The organism is Klebsiella pneumoniae complex sp. WS1778 (assembly GCF_049472055.1).
Lineage (GTDB): Bacteria > Pseudomonadota > Gammaproteobacteria > Enterobacterales > Enterobacteriaceae > Klebsiella > Klebsiella quasipneumoniae.
Window position 1 is genome coordinate 1441572 of the sequence record NZ_JBKGTJ010000001.1, and the last position, 16785, is coordinate 1458356.

At 58.5% G+C, this 16785-nt stretch carries 18 protein-coding genes; 9 read left to right on the forward strand and 9 right to left on the reverse strand.

The features are described from left to right. Positions 1–35 precede the first annotated feature (35 nt). Positions 36–1721, forward strand: coding sequence for an NAD-dependent malic enzyme (locus tag ACLEXF_RS07350; protein ID WP_407259711.1), 1686 nt, complete (start codon positions 36–38; stop codon positions 1719–1721). A gap of 53 nt (positions 1722–1774) precedes the next feature. Beyond that, complete coding sequence (gene dcuR / locus ACLEXF_RS07355; protein WP_043520567.1) at positions 1775–2491, forward strand: two-component system response regulator DcuR; 717 nt, start codon at positions 1775–1777, stop codon at positions 2489–2491. A 30-nt stretch (positions 2492–2521) separates the two neighbouring features. Here the strand turns inward: dcuR and lpxM are convergent, their stop codons facing one another. From lpxM to znuA, 3 genes are all read right to left on the reverse strand, one after another. Further along, on the reverse strand, positions 2522–3493 hold the full coding sequence (gene lpxM, locus ACLEXF_RS07360) for a lauroyl-Kdo(2)-lipid IV(A) myristoyltransferase (RefSeq protein WP_017900217.1): 972 nt from the start codon (positions 3491–3493) through the stop codon (positions 2522–2524). Positions 3494–3610: 117 nt separating this feature from the next. After that, positions 3611–4930, reverse strand: coding sequence for a murein DD-endopeptidase MepM (mepM, locus tag ACLEXF_RS07365; RefSeq protein ID WP_004203403.1), 1320 nt, complete (start codon positions 4928–4930; stop codon positions 3611–3613). A gap of 15 nt (positions 4931–4945) precedes the next feature. Beyond that, positions 4946–5890 carry a zinc ABC transporter substrate-binding protein ZnuA gene (znuA, locus tag ACLEXF_RS07370; protein ID WP_032431085.1) on the reverse strand — a complete coding sequence of 315 codons (945 nt, stop codon included), beginning with the start codon at positions 5888–5890 and terminating at the stop codon, positions 4946–4948. A gap of 111 nt (positions 5891–6001) precedes the next feature. Here znuA and znuC point away from each other — a divergent pair, with 111 nt between their 5' ends. Further along, positions 6002–6721: a zinc ABC transporter ATP-binding protein ZnuC gene (znuC, locus tag ACLEXF_RS07375; protein ID WP_229583919.1), complete on the forward strand. Its 720-nt coding sequence runs from the start codon at positions 6002–6004 to the stop codon at positions 6719–6721. Next, a complete protein-coding gene (gene znuB, locus ACLEXF_RS07380) occupies positions 6721–7506 on the forward strand; it encodes a zinc ABC transporter permease subunit ZnuB (protein ID WP_004203408.1) in 786 nt (261 codons plus the stop codon). Before znuC ends, znuB begins: the two co-directional genes overlap by 1 nt. A 63-nt stretch (positions 7507–7569) precedes the next feature. Here the strand turns inward: znuB and ruvB are convergent, their stop codons facing one another. The 6 genes from ruvB to aspS form a co-directional block, all read right to left on the reverse strand. Beyond that, on the reverse strand, positions 7570–8580 hold the full coding sequence (ruvB, locus tag ACLEXF_RS07385) for a Holliday junction branch migration DNA helicase RuvB (RefSeq protein ID WP_004148860.1): 1011 nt from the start codon (positions 8578–8580) through the stop codon (positions 7570–7572). Positions 8581–8588: 8 nt separating this feature from the next. After that, the gene (ruvA, locus tag ACLEXF_RS07390) at positions 8589–9200 is read right to left on the reverse strand and encodes a Holliday junction branch migration protein RuvA (protein ID WP_002911454.1); all 612 of its coding nucleotides are present in this window, start codon (positions 9198–9200) and stop codon (positions 8589–8591) included. 79 nt (positions 9201–9279) lie between these two features. After that, positions 9280–9801 carry a crossover junction endodeoxyribonuclease RuvC gene (gene ruvC, locus ACLEXF_RS07395; RefSeq protein WP_004203412.1) on the reverse strand — a complete coding sequence of 174 codons (522 nt, stop codon included), beginning with the start codon at positions 9799–9801 and terminating at the stop codon, positions 9280–9282. A gap of 34 nt (positions 9802–9835) precedes the next feature. Then, complete coding sequence (locus ACLEXF_RS07400) at positions 9836–10576, reverse strand: YebC/PmpR family DNA-binding transcriptional regulator (RefSeq protein ID WP_002911459.1); 741 nt, start codon at positions 10574–10576, stop codon at positions 9836–9838. Positions 10577–10603: 27 nt separating this feature from the next. Continuing rightward, positions 10604–11047: a dihydroneopterin triphosphate diphosphatase gene (gene nudB, locus ACLEXF_RS07405; protein WP_002911477.1), complete on the reverse strand. Its 444-nt coding sequence runs from the start codon at positions 11045–11047 to the stop codon at positions 10604–10606. Position 11048: 1 nt separating this feature from the next. Continuing rightward, positions 11049–12836, reverse strand: coding sequence for an aspartate--tRNA ligase (gene aspS / locus ACLEXF_RS07410; RefSeq protein WP_004203416.1), 1788 nt, complete (start codon positions 12834–12836; stop codon positions 11049–11051). A gap of 267 nt (positions 12837–13103) precedes the next feature. Here aspS and ACLEXF_RS07415 point away from each other — a divergent pair, with 267 nt between their 5' ends. The 5 genes from ACLEXF_RS07415 to cmoB are packed head-to-tail and all read left to right on the forward strand — an operon-like array spanning position 13104 to position 16717. Then, positions 13104–13670, forward strand: coding sequence for a hydrolase (locus ACLEXF_RS07415; protein WP_022066254.1), 567 nt, complete (start codon positions 13104–13106; stop codon positions 13668–13670). Then, on the forward strand, positions 13667–14485 hold the full coding sequence (locus ACLEXF_RS07420) for a DUF72 domain-containing protein (RefSeq protein WP_004203419.1): 819 nt from the start codon (positions 13667–13669) through the stop codon (positions 14483–14485). Before ACLEXF_RS07415 ends, ACLEXF_RS07420 begins: the two co-directional genes overlap by 4 nt. A gap of 52 nt (positions 14486–14537) precedes the next feature. After that, positions 14538–14933 (forward strand): MAPEG family protein, encoded by a 396-nt coding sequence (locus ACLEXF_RS07425; protein ID WP_004203421.1) that lies wholly within the window; start codon positions 14538–14540, stop codon positions 14931–14933. A gap of 39 nt (positions 14934–14972) precedes the next feature. After that, positions 14973–15716 carry a carboxy-S-adenosyl-L-methionine synthase CmoA gene (gene cmoA, locus ACLEXF_RS07430; RefSeq protein WP_004203422.1) on the forward strand — a complete coding sequence of 248 codons (744 nt, stop codon included), beginning with the start codon at positions 14973–14975 and terminating at the stop codon, positions 15714–15716. Further along, on the forward strand, positions 15713–16717 hold the full coding sequence (gene cmoB, locus ACLEXF_RS07435) for a tRNA 5-methoxyuridine(34)/uridine 5-oxyacetic acid(34) synthase CmoB (protein ID WP_017900222.1): 1005 nt from the start codon (positions 15713–15715) through the stop codon (positions 16715–16717). Before cmoA ends, cmoB begins: the two co-directional genes overlap by 4 nt. Positions 16718–16785: the final 68 nt, after the last annotated feature.

Consider the following 16785-nt stretch of genomic DNA (forward strand, 5'->3'; position numbering starts at 1 on the left):
GGCAACGTTTTAATTTGATATTCAGGAGTCATGTCATGTTAGCCACAGAAACCTTATACACCCCCTATAATGGTGCCGTCCTGCTGGAAAACCCGTTATTAAATAAAGGCCTCGCGTTTACGGAAAGCGAACGCACAGCGTTTAATCTTCAGGGACTGTTACCGCACAATGTGGAAACCATTGAAGAACAAACCGAGCGCGCATGGGGCCAGTTTTGCCAGTTCAAAAAAAGTATTTCGCGCCATATTTATCTCAGAAATATTCAGGACACCAACGAGACGTTATTCTATAACCTGCTGCGCAGCCATATGAAAGAGACGCTGCCGATTATTTATACCCCGACGGTGGGTGAAGCATGCGAACATTTTTCAGAAATATATCGCCGAGGACGCGGCCTGTTCATCTCCTGGCCCAACCGTCACCATATTGACGAGATGCTGCAGGGATTTTCCCGCAACGATATCAAAGTCATCGTGGTGACCGATGGCGAGCGTATTCTGGGGCTGGGCGACCAGGGGATTGGCGGGATGGGGATCCCCATCGGCAAACTCTCGTTATATACCGCCTGCGGGGGTATTCATCCGGCATCAACGCTGCCCATTATGTTAGATGTCGGTACCAACAATCCGCAGCATCTGGAAGATCCGCTGTATATGGGCTGGCGACATCCGCGCATCAGCGACGAGCAATACCTGGAGTTTATGGACATGTTTGTCCATGCCGTTCAACAGCGCTGGCCGAATGTCTTGCTCCAGTTTGAAGATTTTGCCCAAAAAAATGCCACGCGACTGCTCAACCGCTATCGACACCAGCTTTGCTGTTTTAACGATGATATTCAGGGAACCGCCGCCGTGACATCGGGGACGCTGATCGCCGCCGCTGCCGCCGCCGGGATGCCGCTCCGCGATCAGCGGGTGGTTTTCCTTGGCGGCGGTTCGGCCGGATGCGGCATTGCGGAAAAAATCATTGCGCTGATGGTGGATGATGGGCTCTCAGAGACGGAAGCACGCCGCCGCATCTTTATGGTTGACCGCTTTGGTCTGCTGACTGATCAGATGCCTAATCTGCTCGATTTTCAGCGCGAGCTGGTCACCCCCCGAGCCAGTATCGCCCACTGGGATACCGAGGCGGCCCAGCTGTCGCTGATGGATGTCGTACGCAACGTCCACCCTACCGTGCTGATCGGCGTGTCAGGCCAGCCGGGGCTGTTTAGCGAAGAGATAGTGAAAGAGATGCATCGGCACTGCCCGCGTCCGATTATTATGCCGCTCTCTAACCCCACCTCCCGGGCCGAGGCCCAGCCGAAGGATCTGCTGGAGTGGACTCGGGGTAGCGCGCTTATCGCCACCGGCAGCCCGTTCGACCCCGTCTTCTATGACGGCAAAACCTACGACATCGCCCAGTGCAATAACGCCTATATTTTCCCCGGTCTGGGGCTGGGGATCCTTGCCAGTAAAGCCGAGCGCGTCACCGAAGCAATGCTTATCACCTGCAGTAAAACGCTGGCCGCCCACTCGCCTCTGGCGACCCGCGAAACCGGCGGGTTGCTGCCGCCGGTAGAAGAGATCGAAATGATTTCCCGGGCCATTGCCGCTGATGTCGCCCGCGCGGCTCAGCAGGACGGCGTAGCGCCGCAGATTGACGAGGTGCAACTGGCGGCGAATATCGATAAAACCTTCTGGCGAGCGCGCTACACCGCGTATAAACGTTCGTCATTGTGATCGCTCATCTCCCGGGAAGCCGGCAGGCTTCCCGCCACTCGGGGGAACCACTCATGTTCAATGTGCTGATTGTCGATGATGATCCCATGGTGGCCGAACTGAACCAGTTATTTATCAGCCGGGTAGCTGATTTTCACTGCTGTGGAGTAGCGGCGACGATCGCCGACGCCAAAGCGATGCTAAGCCATCTGGCGCAGGTCGATCTGCTGCTGCTGGATGTCTATATGCACCAGGAGAGTGGCCTGGACCTGCTGCCGGCGCTTCGCGCTGAGGGGCGGAATATTGACGTCATCATGATGACGTCCGCCGCCGATGCGCTCACCGTCCAGACGGCACTGCGCTATGGCGTGGTTGATTACCTGATTAAACCGTTTCAGTTTTCGCGCTTTGAGGAGGCGCTGCGGACCTGGCGCAATAAACGCGATGCGAAGCAAGCGAAATCCTGCTACGCCCAGGCGGATATCGACACCCTGCTACGCCGCGGGGTTCTGCAACAGGACGGTCCCCGCCGCTTGCCGAAAGGGCTGACGCCGCAAACGCTTCGCCTGGTGTGCCGGTGGATAATCGCGCATCAGGCGCGGGATTTTTCAACCAATGAGCTGGCGGCGGCGCTGCAGATCTCCCGAGTATCGTGCCGCAAATACCTGATCTGGCTGGAGCAGATCAACGTGCTCTTCACCAGCAATCACTACGGCATCACCGGCCGCCCGGAGTATCGCTACCGGCTTGTGGCCGAGAGCGTGATGTTGCTGACGCAATATAGCCAGTGAGCCTGGAATGCCCACTGGCGCGCTTGCAGTCTACTTCTTAGGGTACAGCTCTTTGCGTTTGTAGGGCTCTATTTCACCCGGCTTGCGCGTCTTCAGCAGCTTCAGGATCCAGGTGTACTGCTCGGTGTGCGGCGTAACAAACACCTCCACCTCTTCGTTCATCCGCCGGGCGATTGTTGTATCGTCAGCGTCCAGCAGATCGTCCATCGGCGGGCGCACCAGCACCGTCAGGCGATGCGTCTTGCCATCGTAGACCGGGAACAGCGGAACGACGCGGGCGCGGCATACCTTCATTAAGCGGCCAATCGCCGGCAGGGTGGCCTTATAGGTAGCGAAGAAATCCACAAACTCGCTGTGCTCGGCGCCGTGATCCTGATCGGGCAAATAGTAGCCCCAGTAGCCCTGGCGCACCGACTGAATAAACGGTTTGATCCCGTCGTTGCGCGCGTGCATCCGTCCGCCAAAACGACGACGCACGGTATTCCACACGTAATCGAAGACCGGGTTGCCCTGGTTGTGGAACATCGCCGCCATCTTCTGCCCACCGGAGGCCATCAGCATCGCCGGGATATCCACACCCCATGCATGCGGGACGAGGAAAATCACCTTCTCGTTATTGCGCTGCAGCTCGTCGATGATCGCTTTACCCTGCCAGTCGACGCGGGCGAGAATTTTCTGCGGATCGCGCAGACCCAGCTCGGCCATCATCACCATCGCCTGCGGCGCCGAGGCGTACATGGCGTCGATGATCGCTTCCCGCTCGTGCTCGCTTTTTTCCGGGAAGCAATACAGCAAATTAATCTGCGCCCGGCGGCGCGAGCTTTTCGCCAGACGCCCGACCAGACGACCGAGTTTGCCGAGGAGCGGATCGCGGAAGGATGGCGGCGTCAGCGCAATACCGGCGAAGGCAAAAACTCCCAGCCAGGCGCCCCAGTAGCGCGGCAGTAAAAAAGATTTTTCAAACTTAGGGATAAACTCAATATTATTTTTTTTCGTTTCCATGCCCAATCCGCAGATCGACTGCTTAATCAAGATAATGGGATAGTGTAGCGAGACGTTGGGTATCCTACAAAAGAAAAAGCCGGCGCCCTGGGGCACCGGCTTTCCACTGACCGGTGGTTAGTCAAACCGCAGCTGCGGAACGACCTCTTTGACCTGCGCCAGATAATCGGTACGGTCGGAACCGCTCAGCCCTTCGGTACGCGGCAGTTTCGCCGTCAGCGGGTTGACCGCCTGCTGGTTGATCCACACTTCGTAGTGCAGGTGCGGCCCGGTAGAGCGTCCGGTATTCCCCGATAGCGCAATACGATCGCCGCGCTTCACTTTCTGCCCCGGCTTCACCAGCAGCTTACGCAGGTGCATGTAGCGAGTGGTATAGGTACGGCCGTGGCGGATTGCCACGTAATACCCGGCGGCGCCGCTGCGCTTGGCCACCACCACTTCGCCATCGCCCACTGCCAGCACCGGCGTTCCCTGCGGCATCGCAAAATCGACGCCACGGTGCGGCGCGACGCGCCCGGTGACCGGATTCAGACGACGCGGGTTAAAATTAGAGGAGACGCGGAACTGACGCGCCGTCGGGAAGCGCATAAAGCCTTTCGCCAGCCCTGTCCCGTTGCGGTCGTAGAATTTACCGTCTTCGGCGCGGATGGCAAAGTAGTCCTTACCGTCGGAGCGCAGACGCACGCCGAGCAGCTGGCTTTGCTCGCGTTTGCCGTCAAGCATTTCGCGGGACATCAATACCGAGAACTCATCGCCTTTCTTCAGCTTACGGAAATCCATCTGCCACTGCATGGCCTTGATCACCGCGCTGATTTCCGTGCTGGTCAGCCCGGCATCGCGCGCGCTGGAGACAAAGCTGGCGCCGACGGTGCCCTTCAGCACGCTGTTGACCCAGTCGCCTTTCTGCAGCTCGCTGCTCATTTTAAAGCCGTTATCCACGCGGGTGTAGGTGCGGGTTTCGCGGCGGGACATCTCCCAGGTCAGACTCTGCAGATCGCCGTCGGCGGTCAGGGTCCAGGAGAGCTGCTGGCCAATCTTCAGATTACGCAGCTCTTTATCGGCGGAGGAGAGCTGGGCGATATCACCCATATCGATACCGTACTGATTCAGGATGCTGCTGAGGGTATCGCCAGTCGACACCACGTATTCGTGCCCGCCGGCATCGCTATCGGCTTTTTCGTCGAGTTCATCCTGAGGAATGGCTTCTTCTTCCTGCGGGGCCTGATCGATCGGCTCGGAGGCTTCCGGCAGCAGGGAGCGGATCTCGCTTTTTTCCAGCTCAATGGTTCTGACGATGGGGGCGGATTCCGGGTGGTAAATGTAGGGTCGCCAGACGGCGACCGCTAAGGTAAGAACGCTAAGCGACCCCAGCATAACGCGATGAGGTCGTGGCAGATTGTTAAATGCCTGAGTGACAGCGCGGGCTATCTGTTGCACGTATTCACTTCCTCGTTAATCTCCTTTCAGGCAGCTCGAATACTGATTCGCCAGTTGGGTGAGGAATTGCGGGTAACTCGCTTTACCCAGCTTAATTCCGCTACCCAGTGGATCCAGGGTCCCCATGCGCACAGACGTGCCCCGGGCAACAGCTTCGATAACCGCTGGCCTGAACTGTGGCTCAGCAAAAACGCAAGTGGCTTTCTGCTCAACCAGTTGTGTTCTGATTTCGTGTAAACGCTGCGCACCAGGCTGTATTTCAGGATTGACGGTAAAATGCCCCAGCGAGGTTAAACCGTAGTGCTTTTCAAAGTAACCGTAGGCGTCATGAAAAACGAAATAACCCTTTCCTTTCAGCGGTGCCAGCTCATTGCTAACCTGCTTGTCGGTCGCCGCCAGCGCGGCCTCGAACTGCTGCAGGTTGCTGTCGAGTTTGGCTCGACTCTGCGGCATAAGTTCCAATAATTTATCGTGGATTGCAACCGCCGAAAGCCGCGCTATCTCTGGGGATAACCACAGATGCATATTGTAGATACCGTGATGGTGATCGCCGTCACTTTTTTCCGCTGCGCCATGGTCATGACCATGATGATCGTCATCATCGTCAGCGCCGGCGATCAGCAGCGGTTTGACCCCATCCAGCTCAGCGATGGTCACCTTTTTATTCGCCGCAATGCTTTGCGTCGACTTATCCATAAAGGCTTCCATTTCCGGACCGATCCACACCACTAAGTCTGCGTTCTGTAAGCGTTTTACATCGGAAGGACGCAGGGAATAATCATGCTCAGAGGCACCATCGGGCAGCAGCACCTGGGTGTCGGTGACCCCATCTGCGATGGCTGCTGCGATAAAGCCCAGCGGTTTCATGGAAGTCACCACGGCGGCGCTGGCCTGCGGTACCTGTGCGAACAAAAAAACAGCGCTAAGTCCAGCGCAAAGAAGCGTATTTTTATGTAACATAATGCGTCTAGTCATCGAAACGAGTGAGTGTGATGTGATATTATAACATTCACTAGCTTGTGCAACCCCTAAATGATTATGACAAACCTTGTAACGCTGGAAAATGTCTCGGTGGCCTTTGGCCAACGCCGCGTGCTGTCTGACATCTCGCTGGCTCTCACGCCAGGCAAAATATTAACCCTGCTGGGGCCCAACGGCGCCGGTAAATCGACGCTCGTGCGGGTGGTTCTCGGGCTGGTAGCACCGACACAGGGTGTTATCAAGCGCGAAGAACGCCTGCGGATCGGCTATGTACCGCAGAAACTGCATCTGGACGCCACGCTGCCGCTGACCGTCAGCCGCTTCCTGCGTTTACGTCCGGGTACCCGCAAAGACGACATCCTGCCGGCGCTGAAGCGCGTGCAGGCCGGGCACCTGATCGACGCGCCGATGCAAAAACTTTCCGGAGGCGAAACCCAGCGCGTGCTGCTGGCCCGCGCCCTGCTCAATCGTCCGCAGCTGCTGGTGCTGGATGAACCGACCCAGGGCGTCGACGTCAATGGCCAGGTGGCGCTCTACGATCTTATCGACCAGCTGCGCCATGAGCTGGACTGCGCGGTGCTGATGGTCTCCCACGACCTGCATCTGGTGATGGCCAAAACCGACGAGGTATTGTGCCTGAACCAGCATATCTGCTGCTCTGGCGCACCGGAAGTCGTCTCGATGCATCCGGAGTTTATCTCCATGTTCGGCCCGCGCGGCGCGGAACAGCTGGGGATCTACCGCCATCACCATAATCACCGCCACGATCTTCAGGGGCGAATTGTATTGCGTCGGGGAAACAGCCGCTAATGATTGAACTTCTCTTACCTGGCTGGCTGGCCGGGATGATGCTGGCCTGCGCCGCCGGCCCGCTGGGCTCCTTTGTGGTCTGGCGCCGCATGTCCTATTTCGGCGATACGCTGGCGCATGCGTCGCTACTCGGCGTCGCTTTCGGTTTACTGCTTAACGTCAATCCGTTTTATGCGGTGATCGCCGTGACCCTGCTGCTGGCCGGCGGGCTGGTATGGCTGGAAAAACGGCCGCATCTGGCGATTGATACCCTGCTGGGCATCATGGCGCACAGCGCGCTGTCCCTTGGGCTGGTGGTGGTCAGTCTGATGTCTAACGTCCGCGTCGATTTGATGGCGTACCTGTTCGGCGATCTGCTGGCGGTCACGCCGCAGGATCTGATCGCCATTGCTATTGGCGTGGTGATTGTGATTGGCATTCTGCTCTGGCAGTGGCGGAATCTGCTGGCGATGACCATCAGTCCGGACCTGGCGTTTGTCGATGGCGTGAAGCTGCAGCGGGTCAAGCTGCTGTTGATGCTGGTCACCGCCCTGACTATCGGCGTGGCGATGAAGTTCGTCGGGGCGCTGATCATCACTTCTCTGCTGATTATCCCGGCCGCTACCGCCCGCCGTTTTGCCCGCACGCCGGAGCAGATGGCCGCCGTGGCGGTGGGCGTGGGCATGCTGGCCGTCACCGGCGGGTTAACCTTCTCGGCTTTCTACGACACTCCGGCCGGGCCGTCGGTGGTGCTGAGCGCTGCGGTGCTGTTTATTCTCAGCATGACGAAAAAAGCCGCCAGCTAAAAGTGAAAAAGCCCGGTCGCGCTGCTGACCGGGCTTCACCATGAACGGCTCAACCACAACGCGCTACGGCATTTCCGGCGGCGTAATCCCGAAATGGTTCCAGGCGCGCACCGTCGCCATTCTTCCCCGCGGCGTACGCTGTAGAAAACCCTGCTGAATTAAGTAGGGCTCCAGCACATCTTCAATGGTTTCCCGCTCTTCGCCAATCGCGGCGGCGAGGTTATCCAGCCCCACCGGCCCGCCGAAGAACTTATCTATCACCGCCAGCAGCAGCTTGCGGTCCATATAGTCGAACCCTTCCGCATCGACGTTGAGCATATCCAGCGCCTGGGCGGCAATGTCGGCGGAGATAGTGCCGTCGTGGCGCACTTCCGCGAAGTCACGCACCCGGCGCAGCAGACGGTTGGCAATACGCGGCGTGCCGCGTGAACGGCGGGCCACTTCCAGCGCGCCCTCGTCGCTCATCTCCAGCCCCATATGGCGGGCGCTGCGGCTGACAATATGCTGCAGATCGGGGATCTGATAGAACTCCAGACGCTGCACGATGCCAAAGCGGTCGCGCAGCGGCGAGGTCAACGAACCGGCCCGGGTGGTGGCGCCAATCAGGGTAAACGGCGGCAGGTCGATTTTAATCGAGCGCGCCGCCGGCCCTTCGCCAATCATGATATCCAGCTGGTAGTCTTCCATTGCCGGATAGAGCACCTCTTCCACCACCGGCGAGAGGCGATGGATCTCATCGATAAACAGCACATCGTGCGGTTCGAGGTTGGTGAGCATCGCGGCGAGATCGCCCGCTTTCTCCAGCACCGGGCCGGAGGTGGTACGCAGATTCACCCCCATTTCATTGGCGACGATATTGGCCAGGGTGGTTTTCCCCAACCCTGGCGGGCCAAAAATCAGCAGGTGATCGAGGGCGTCGCCGCGCAGCTTCGCCGCCTGGATAAAGATCTCCATCTGCGAACGCACCTGCGGCTGGCCGACATATTCTGCCAGCAATTTTGGGCGGATGGCGCGGTCAGCGGCCTCTTCGAAGCCGCTGCTGTCTGCCGATACCAGCCGGTCTGCTTCAATCATCCCTTACCTCACAACGCGGCGCGCAGCGCTTCGCGGATTAGCGTTTCACTGTTGGCGTCCGGACGCGCGATCTTGCTGACCATCCGGCTGGCCTCCTGCGGTTTATAGCCCAGCGCGACCAGCGCGGCAACCGCTTCCTGCTCGGCATCGTCCGCCGTCGGGCCTGCCGGCGAGGTTAGCACCAGATCGGCCGCCGGGGTGAACAGATCGCCGTGAAGCCCTTTGAAGCGGTCTTTCATCTCGACGATCAGGCGTTCAGCGGTTTTTTTACCAATCCCCGGCAGCTTCACCAGCGAGGCGACCTCTTCCCGCTCAACGGCGTTGACGAACTGCTGCGCCGACATGCCGGAGAGGATCGCCAGCGCCAGCTTTGGCCCTACGCCGTTGGTTTTAATCAACTCTTTAAACAGGGTACGCTCCTGTTTATTGTTAAACCCATACAGCAGCTGGGCATCTTCACGCACCACAAAGTGGGTGAAGACAATCGCCTCCTGCCCGGCCTCCGGCAGCTCATAAAAGCAGGTCATTGGCATGTGCACTTCATAGCCGACGCCCGCCGTTTCCAGCAACACCAGCGGGGGTTGTTTTTCGAGAATGATGCCTCTGAGTCTGCCTATCACGTGGGGCTCCTGCGTTATGGTCTAAGTATCTGGCGGTATCATAAAAAAAGGCTGGATAGATATCCAGCCTGATTTGCGATTATCGTAAGCGCCCTCGCGCCAGATTGAGCCGGGTCTCGCTGATCTGAGCGGCATTCTGACTGACATGGCAATGGGTGATGGCGATCGCCAGCGCATCCGCCGCATCCGCCTGCGGATTGGCAGGCAGCTTGAGCAAGGTGCGCACCATGTGCTGGACCTGACTCTTTTCAGCGCTGCCAATGCCGACAACCGTCTGCTTAACCTGGCGGGCGGCGTATTCAAACACCGGTAGCGACTGATTGGTTGCCGCCACGATCGCCACCCCGCGCGCCTGCCCGAGCTTTAACGCCGAGTCGGCATTCTTGGCCATAAAGACCTGCTCAATGGCGAAAAAGTCGGGCTGGAACTGGGTGATGATCTCCGTCACCCCGGCGTAGATCAGCTTCAGCCGCGACGGCAGATCGTCCACTTTGGTGCGGATACAGCCGCTGCCAAGGTAGCTCAGCTGCCGGCCGACCTGACGGATCACGCCATAACCGGTAACGCGCGACCCCGGGTCAATGCCGAGAATAATAGCCATCACGCGCCTCCGGTGAACCGTGGATGCGGCTGCATCACAGGGTGGCTGCGACCTCGTCGGAGATCTCGCCGTTATGGTACACTTCCTGCACGTCGTCGCAGTCTTCGAGCATATCGATCAGACGCAGCAGCTTCGGCGCCGTCTCGGCATCCATATCCGCTTTGGTGGACGGGATCATCGAGACTTCAGCAGCGTCGGCTTTCAGGCCAGCGGCTTCCAGGGCGTCGCGCACGGCGCCCATCTCTTCCCATGCGGTGTAGACGTCGATCGCGCCGTCGTCATAGGTCACCACGTCTTCAGCGCCAGCTTCCAGCGCCGCTTCCATGATAGTGTCTTCATCGCCTTTCTCGAAGGAGATGACGCCTTTTTTGCTGAACAGGTAGGAGACAGAACCGTCGGTGCCGAGGTTACCACCGGTTTTAGTGAAGGCATGACGCACTTCCGCAACGGTACGGTTACGGTTGTCGGACAGACATTCCACCATCACCGCGGTGCCGCCAGGGCCATAGCCTTCGTAAATGATGGTTTCCATGTTCGCGTCTTCATCGCCGCCGACGCCGCGCGCGATGGCGCGGTTCAGAGTGTCGCGGGTCATGTTGTTAGACAGCGCTTTATCCACCGCCGCACGCAGACGCGGGTTGGACGCCGGATCGCCGCCGCCCAGACGCGCTGCGGTAACCAGTTCGCGAATGATTTTCGTAAAGATTTTACCGCGCTTGGCATCCTGTGCCGCTTTGCGGTGTTTGGTGTTGGCCCATTTACTATGACCTGCCATAAAAAACTCTCCAAAAAGCGCGCCCTTTCAGGCGGCGTTAATTACAAATTCTTCAATCGCCTGCCGGTTGCTCCACGACTTGGTCAGCGCAGCGGCTTCCGTCGCGCTGACCCAGCGGTAGGCCAGATGTTCGGTAAAGGTAATTTCCCGCTCATGAGGCAGCGCAAGACAGAACCAGAATTCCGTATTTCGCTCCACTCCCGGCGCATAGCGATGACGCAAATGAGAAAAGATCTCAAACTCCACCGTGCGCTGACAGTCGATTAAGGTCAGTTGCTCGCAGGCAACGTCAATGGCGACCTCTTCCTTTACTTCACGCGCGGCAGCCTGCAGCGCGGTCTCTCCTGCTTCCAGGCTGCCGGTGACCGACTGCCAGAACGCGGGATCGTCGCGCCGCTGCAACATCAGCACCCGTTTCGTATCTTCGGCGTAAATCACCACCAGCACCGAAACGGGCAGCTTAAATGACATATTACTTGTTCTCCAGAGACGCTTTTGCCTCTTTCTCCACAACCTGAATACCCAGTTCACCGAGCGCCGCCGGATTGGCGAAGCTTGGCGCTTCGGTCATCAGGCAGGCGGCCGCAGTGGTTTTCGGGAAAGCGATAACGTCGCGGATGTTATCGGTACCGGTCAGCAGCATGGTCAGACGGTCAAGACCGAACGCCAGGCCCGCATGCGGCGGGGTACCGTATTTCAGCGCATCGAGCAGGAAGCCGAATTTTTCACGCTGCTCTTGCTCGTTAATGCCCAGAATACCAAATACCGTCTGCTGCATGTCGCCGCGGTGGATACGCACCGAACCGCCGCCGACTTCATAACCGTTAATCACCATATCGTAGGCGTTGGCCACGGCCTCTTCCGGCGCGGCTTTCAGCTCGTCCGCCGTCATATCTTTCGGCGAGGTGAACGGATGGTGCATCGCCGTCAGGCCGCCTTCGCCGTCGTCTTCGAACATCGGGAAGTCGATCACCCACAGCGGCGCCCATTTGCTCTCGTCAGTCAGGCTCAGGTCTTTACCCAGCTTCAGACGCAGCGCGCCCAGCGCGTCGGCCACCACTTTCTTATTATCGGCGCCGAAGAAGATCATGTCTCCGTCCTGCGCGCCGGTGCGGTCAAGGATCGCTTCCACGATTTCAGCGGTGAGGAATTTGGCCACCGGGCTGTTGATCCCGTCCATGCCTTTGGCACGCTCGGTCACTTTAATATAGGCCAGCCCCTTCGCGCCGTAGATCTTCACAAAGTTGCCGTATTCGTCAATCAGCTTGCGGGTCAGAGAAGCCCCGCCCGGAACGCGCAGCGCCGCCACACGCCCTTTCGGATCGTTGGCCGGGCCGGCAAAGACCGCGAACTCCACCGATTTCAGCAGGTCGGCGACGTCCACCAGCTCCATCGGGTTACGCAGATCCGGTTTATCGGAACCGTAGCGACGTTCGGCTTCGGCGAAGGTCATGATCGGGAAATCGCCCAGGTCGACGCCTTTAATCTCCAGCCACAGCTGACGCACCATCGCTTCCATGATCTCACGCACCTGCGGCGCGGTCATAAAGGAGGTTTCCACGTCGATCTGGGTAAATTCAGGCTGACGGTCGGCACGCAGGTCTTCATCGCGGAAGCATTTGACGATCTGATAGTAGCGGTCGAAGCCGGACATCATCAGCAGCTGTTTAAACAGCTGCGGCGACTGCGGCAGCGCGTAGAATTTGCCTTTATGCACGCGGGAGGGCACGAGGTAATCGCGGGCGCCTTCCGGGGTGGCTTTGGTCAGCATCGGGGTTTCGATGTCGAGGAAGCCATGGTCATCCATAAAGCGGCGCACAAAGCTGGTGATTTTCGCGCGGGTCTTCAGACGCTGCGCCATTTCCGGACGACGCAGGTCGAGGTAGCGGTATTTCAGACGCGCTTCTTCGGTGTTGACGTGATTGGAGTCCAGCGGCAGCGATTCTGAGCGGTTAATGATCGTCAGATCGGAAGCCAGCACTTCGATAGCGCCGGTGGCCATGTCCGCGTTGATGTTTTTCTCTTCACGCGCGCGAACGGTGCCAGTGACCTGAATGCAGAACTCATTACGCAGTTCAGAGGCTAACTTCAACGCATCCGCACGATCCGGATCGAAAAACACCTGAACGATGCCTTCGCGGTCGCGCATATCGATAAAAATGAGGCTACCGAGATCGCGACGGCGGTTGACCCAACCACACAGAGTCACCTGCTGCCCAACGTGGGACTGTCGAAGCTGTCCGCAATATTCTGTACGCATGAGATATCCCTTAACTTAGCCGTCGGCGGATTGTCGTCTGCCCTGCAGGCGACGAGGTCGCAGCTTTAGCTGATGTCACAACTGAATGAAAAAAGGCGGCTATTATACTGGAAATTCTGTCGTTCGATAAGTCCGACGCACGATGTACGCTGCTTTGCTGCGCGCTTAACGTCCACACTCACATAAATTAACAAAATTTGTTACCCTTTTGCTGAAGCCGCAAAGGTATTGTAGCCGCCTGACAACAGATGAAGATACGGGGATACCATGTTAGAACTCAATGCGAAAAACACGGCGCTGGTGGTGATCGATCTGCAGGAAGGCATTCTGCCTTTCGCCGGCGGCCCACATCGGGCTGACGAGGTGGTGGCGCGCGCCGCTCGCCTGGCAGACAAATGCCGGCAACAGGGTTCGCCGGTGATCATGGTCCGCGTCGGCTGGTCGGCCGATTTCGCCGAAGCGCTGAAACAGCCTGTCGACGCTCAGGCCGGGGCGCATACGCTGCCTGAGAACTGGTGGACCTATCCGGCCGCGCTGGGTAAACAAGAGCGCGATATCGAAGTGACCAAACGCCAGTGGGGCGCGTTCTATGGCACCGACCTTGAGCTTCAGCTGCGCCGCCGCGGTATCGACACCATTATTCTCTGCGGCATCTCCACCAACATCGGTGTCGAATCCACCGCCCGCAACGCCTGGGAGCTGGGCTTTAACCTGGTCATCGCCGAAGATGCCTGCAGCGCCGCCTCCGCCGAACAGCATCAGGGCAGCATGACGCATATTTTCCCGCGCATCGGCCGCGTGCGCAGCACCGAGGAGATCCTCGCCGCGTTATGATTTATATTGGGCTTCCCCAGTGGTCGCACCCGAAATGGGTGCGCCTTGGCATCACCAGCCTTGAAGAGTACGCCCGCCACTTCAATTGCGTCGAGGGCAACACCACCCTGTATGCGCTGCCCAAGCCGGAGATTGTCGCCCGCTGGTACGAGCAGACCCACGATGACTTCCGCTTCTGCTTTAAATTCCCGGCGACTATCTCGCACCAGGCCGCCCTGCGCCATTGCGACGAGTTAAGTAGTGAATTCTTCACCCGCCTGGCGCCGCTGGCCTCGCGCATCGGCCAGTACTGGCTGCAGCTGCCGGCGACCTTTGGTCCTCGCGATCTCCCCGCGCTATGGCACTTTCTCGATGGGCTACCGAAGGATTTCACCTACGGCGTCGAAGTTCGTCACCCCGAGTTCTTCGCCAAAGGGGAAGCGGAACAGCAGCTCAACCGCGGGCTGCACCAGCGCAACGTCAACCGCGTGATCCTCGACAGCCGCCCGGTCCACAGCGCCGCGGCCACCAGTCCGGCGATGATCGACGCGCAACAAAAGAAACCGAAGGTGCCGGTGCATGCAGTGATGACCGCCCGGCAGCCAATGGTGCGCTTTATTGGCGGCGACGATATGGTCCATAATCGGGAACTGTTTCGCGTCTGGCTGCAGACGCTGCCGAAATGGCATCAGTCGGGGACGCCGTGGCTGTTCCTCCATACCCCCGACATTGCTTACGCGCCGGCGCTGGTGGATACCCTGTGGGGCGATCTGCGCGCTGCCCTGCCGGCGCTAGGAAATGCGCCGTCGATTCCGCAGCAATCTTCTCTTTTCTGATATCCTGCTATCATATCCGGAGCCATCTGCCAGAGTTAAAGGGAGTTTTCGTATGGTCAGCGCGCTGTATGCCGTTTTAGGTGCGTTATTGTTAGTGAAGTTCTCATTTGACGTGGTGCGTTTGCGCACCCAATACCATGTAGGCTATGGCGACGGCGGCTTCAGCGAGCTGCAGGTCGCCATCCGCGTTCACGGCAATGCCGTCGAATATGTGCCGATTGGCCTCATTTTGCTGTTATTTATGGAGATGAACGGCGCCCAGACCTGGATGGTGCACGTTTGCGGCATTTTATTGATCCTCGGACGACTGATGCACTCCTGGGGTTTTCATCACCGTGTCTACCACTGGCGCCGCTCCGGCATGAGCGCCACCTGGTGCGCGTTGTTGCTGATGGTGCTGGCCAATCTCTGGTATATGCCCTGGGAGTTGGTTTTCTCCCTCCGTTAGCGCACAATACGCCGTTTTCGTTTTTTCGGGTTTAACGTTATGTCTCACCGCGATACGCTTTTTTCCGCGCCGATTGCCAGCCTCGGCGACTGGACCTTTGATGAACGGGTTGCTGAAGTCTTCCCCGATATGATCCAGCGTTCTGTGCCTGGCTACTCCAATATCATCTCGATGATCGGCATGCTGGCCGAGCGCTTCGTTCAGCCCCACACCCAGGTTTACGATCTTGGCTGTTCGCTGGGCGCCGCCACTCTTTCCGTGCGCCGCAATATTAGCCACCCGGGCTGCCGCATTATCGCCATCGATAACTCCCCGGCGATGGTGGAGCGCTGCCGTCGCCATATTGACGCCTATAAAGCACCGACGCCGGTCGAGGTGATTGAAGGGGATATCCGCGATGTGGCCATTGAAAACGCCTCGCTGGTGATCCTGAACTTTACCATTCAGTTCCTTGAGCCGGGCGATCGCCAGGCGATCCTCAATAAAGTCTATCAGGGGCTGAATCCCGGCGGCGCGCTGGTGCTCTCGGAGAAATTTAGCTTCGAAGACGCCCACGTCGGCGAGCTGCTGTTCAATATGCATCATGACTTTAAGCGCGCGAACGGCTACAGCGAGCTGGAGATCAGTCAAAAACGCAGCATGCTGGAAAATGTAATGCTGACCGACTCTGTGGAAACCCATAAAAAACGCCTGCGTCAGGCTGGGTTCGAACATGCCGAACTGTGGTTCCAGTGCTTTAACTTTGGCTCGCTGGTGGCAGTAAAATCCGGGGAGCAGGCATGATCGACTTCAGTAACTTCTATCAGCTGATCGCCAAAAGCCCGCTGTCTCACTGGCTGGAGACGCTGCCTGCCCAGGTAGCCGCCTGGCAGCGCGAGGCCCTGCACGGCAAGTTTCGCGAATGGGAGCGCGCCGTTGAGTTTCTTCCGGAATTAACGCCCTGGCGTCTGGACCTCCTGCACAGCGTCACCGCCGAAAGCGAAACGCCGCTCAGCGAAGGCCATCGGCTGCGGATAGAAAATCTGCTGAAAAACCTGATGCCATGGCGCAAAGGGCCTTATTCGCTGTACGGCATCAACATCGATACCGAATGGCGCTCCGACTGGAAATGGGAGCGCGTCCTGCCGCACCTGTCCGATCTTAGCGGACGAACCATCCTCGACGTGGGCTGCGGCAGCGGCTATCACATGTGGCGGATGATCGGCGCCGGCGCGCATCTGGCGGTCGGCATCGATCCCACCCAGCTGTTCCTGTGTCAGTTTGAAGCGGTACGTAAGCTCCTCGGCAACGACCAGCGGGCGCATCTCCTGCCGCTGGGCATCGAGCAGTTGCCGGCGCTGGAGGCCTTCGACACCGTGTTCTCGATGGGCGTGCTCTACCACCGCCGCTCGCCGCTGGATCATCTGTGGCAGCTGAAAGATCAGCTGGCGCCGGGAGGCGAGCTGGTGCTGGAGACGCTGGTGGTCGAAGGGGATGAAAATACGGTGCTGGTTCCGGGCGACCGTTATGCGCAGATGCGCAACGTCTATTTTATCCCCTCGGCGGCGGCCCTGAAAATGTGGCTGGAGAAGTGCGGATTTATCGATGTGCGCATCGTCGACGCCTGCGTCACCTCGACGGAGGAGCAGCGGCGCACAGAATGGATGACCAGCGAATCGCTGGCCGATTTCCTCGACCCGCGGGATCAGCGCAAAACCGTGGAAGGCTATCCGGCGCCATTACGGGCTGTGATCATTGCCACTAAACCGGAAACCCAGCAGTCGCTGGCAAAAAAAGCGAGATAAAAAAAGGCCCCTGTTTAATGGGCAGGGGCCTGGTACGGGCAATCATCATATTGGGCGACATGATGTGC

Excerpts from the sequence above, each read along its gene's own strand:
- lpxM (WP_017900217.1), bottom strand. The coding sequence starts at position 3,493 with ATGGAAACGAAAAAAAATAATATTGAGTTTATCCCTAAGTTTGAAAAA.
- cmoB (WP_017900222.1), top strand. The coding sequence starts at position 15,713 with ATGATCGACTTCAGTAACTTCTATCAGCTGATCGCCAAAAGCCCGCTG.
- ruvC (WP_004203412.1), bottom strand. The coding sequence starts at position 9,801 with ATGGCTATTATTCTCGGCATTGACCCGGGGTCGCGCGTTACCGGTTAT.
- ruvB (WP_004148860.1), bottom strand. The coding sequence starts at position 8,580 with ATGATTGAAGCAGACCGGCTGGTATCGGCAGACAGCAGCGGCTTCGAA.
- nudB (WP_002911477.1), bottom strand. The coding sequence starts at position 11,047 with ATGTCATTTAAGCTGCCCGTTTCGGTGCTGGTGGTGATTTACGCCGAA.
- ACLEXF_RS07420 (WP_004203419.1), top strand. The coding sequence starts at position 13,667 with ATGATTTATATTGGGCTTCCCCAGTGGTCGCACCCGAAATGGGTGCGC.
- cmoA (WP_004203422.1), top strand. The coding sequence starts at position 14,973 with ATGTCTCACCGCGATACGCTTTTTTCCGCGCCGATTGCCAGCCTCGGC.
- ACLEXF_RS07425 (WP_004203421.1), top strand. The coding sequence starts at position 14,538 with ATGGTCAGCGCGCTGTATGCCGTTTTAGGTGCGTTATTGTTAGTGAAG.
- ACLEXF_RS07400 (WP_002911459.1), bottom strand. The coding sequence starts at position 10,576 with ATGGCAGGTCATAGTAAATGGGCCAACACCAAACACCGCAAAGCGGCA.
- znuB (WP_004203408.1), top strand. The coding sequence starts at position 6,721 with ATGATTGAACTTCTCTTACCTGGCTGGCTGGCCGGGATGATGCTGGCC.
- znuA (WP_032431085.1), bottom strand. The coding sequence starts at position 5,890 with ATGTTACATAAAAATACGCTTCTTTGCGCTGGACTTAGCGCTGTTTTT.
- aspS (WP_004203416.1), bottom strand. The coding sequence starts at position 12,836 with ATGCGTACAGAATATTGCGGACAGCTTCGACAGTCCCACGTTGGGCAG.
- ACLEXF_RS07350 (WP_407259711.1), top strand. The coding sequence starts at position 36 with ATGTTAGCCACAGAAACCTTATACACCCCCTATAATGGTGCCGTCCTG.
- ACLEXF_RS07415 (WP_022066254.1), top strand. The coding sequence starts at position 13,104 with ATGTTAGAACTCAATGCGAAAAACACGGCGCTGGTGGTGATCGATCTG.
- dcuR (WP_043520567.1), top strand. The coding sequence starts at position 1,775 with ATGTTCAATGTGCTGATTGTCGATGATGATCCCATGGTGGCCGAACTG.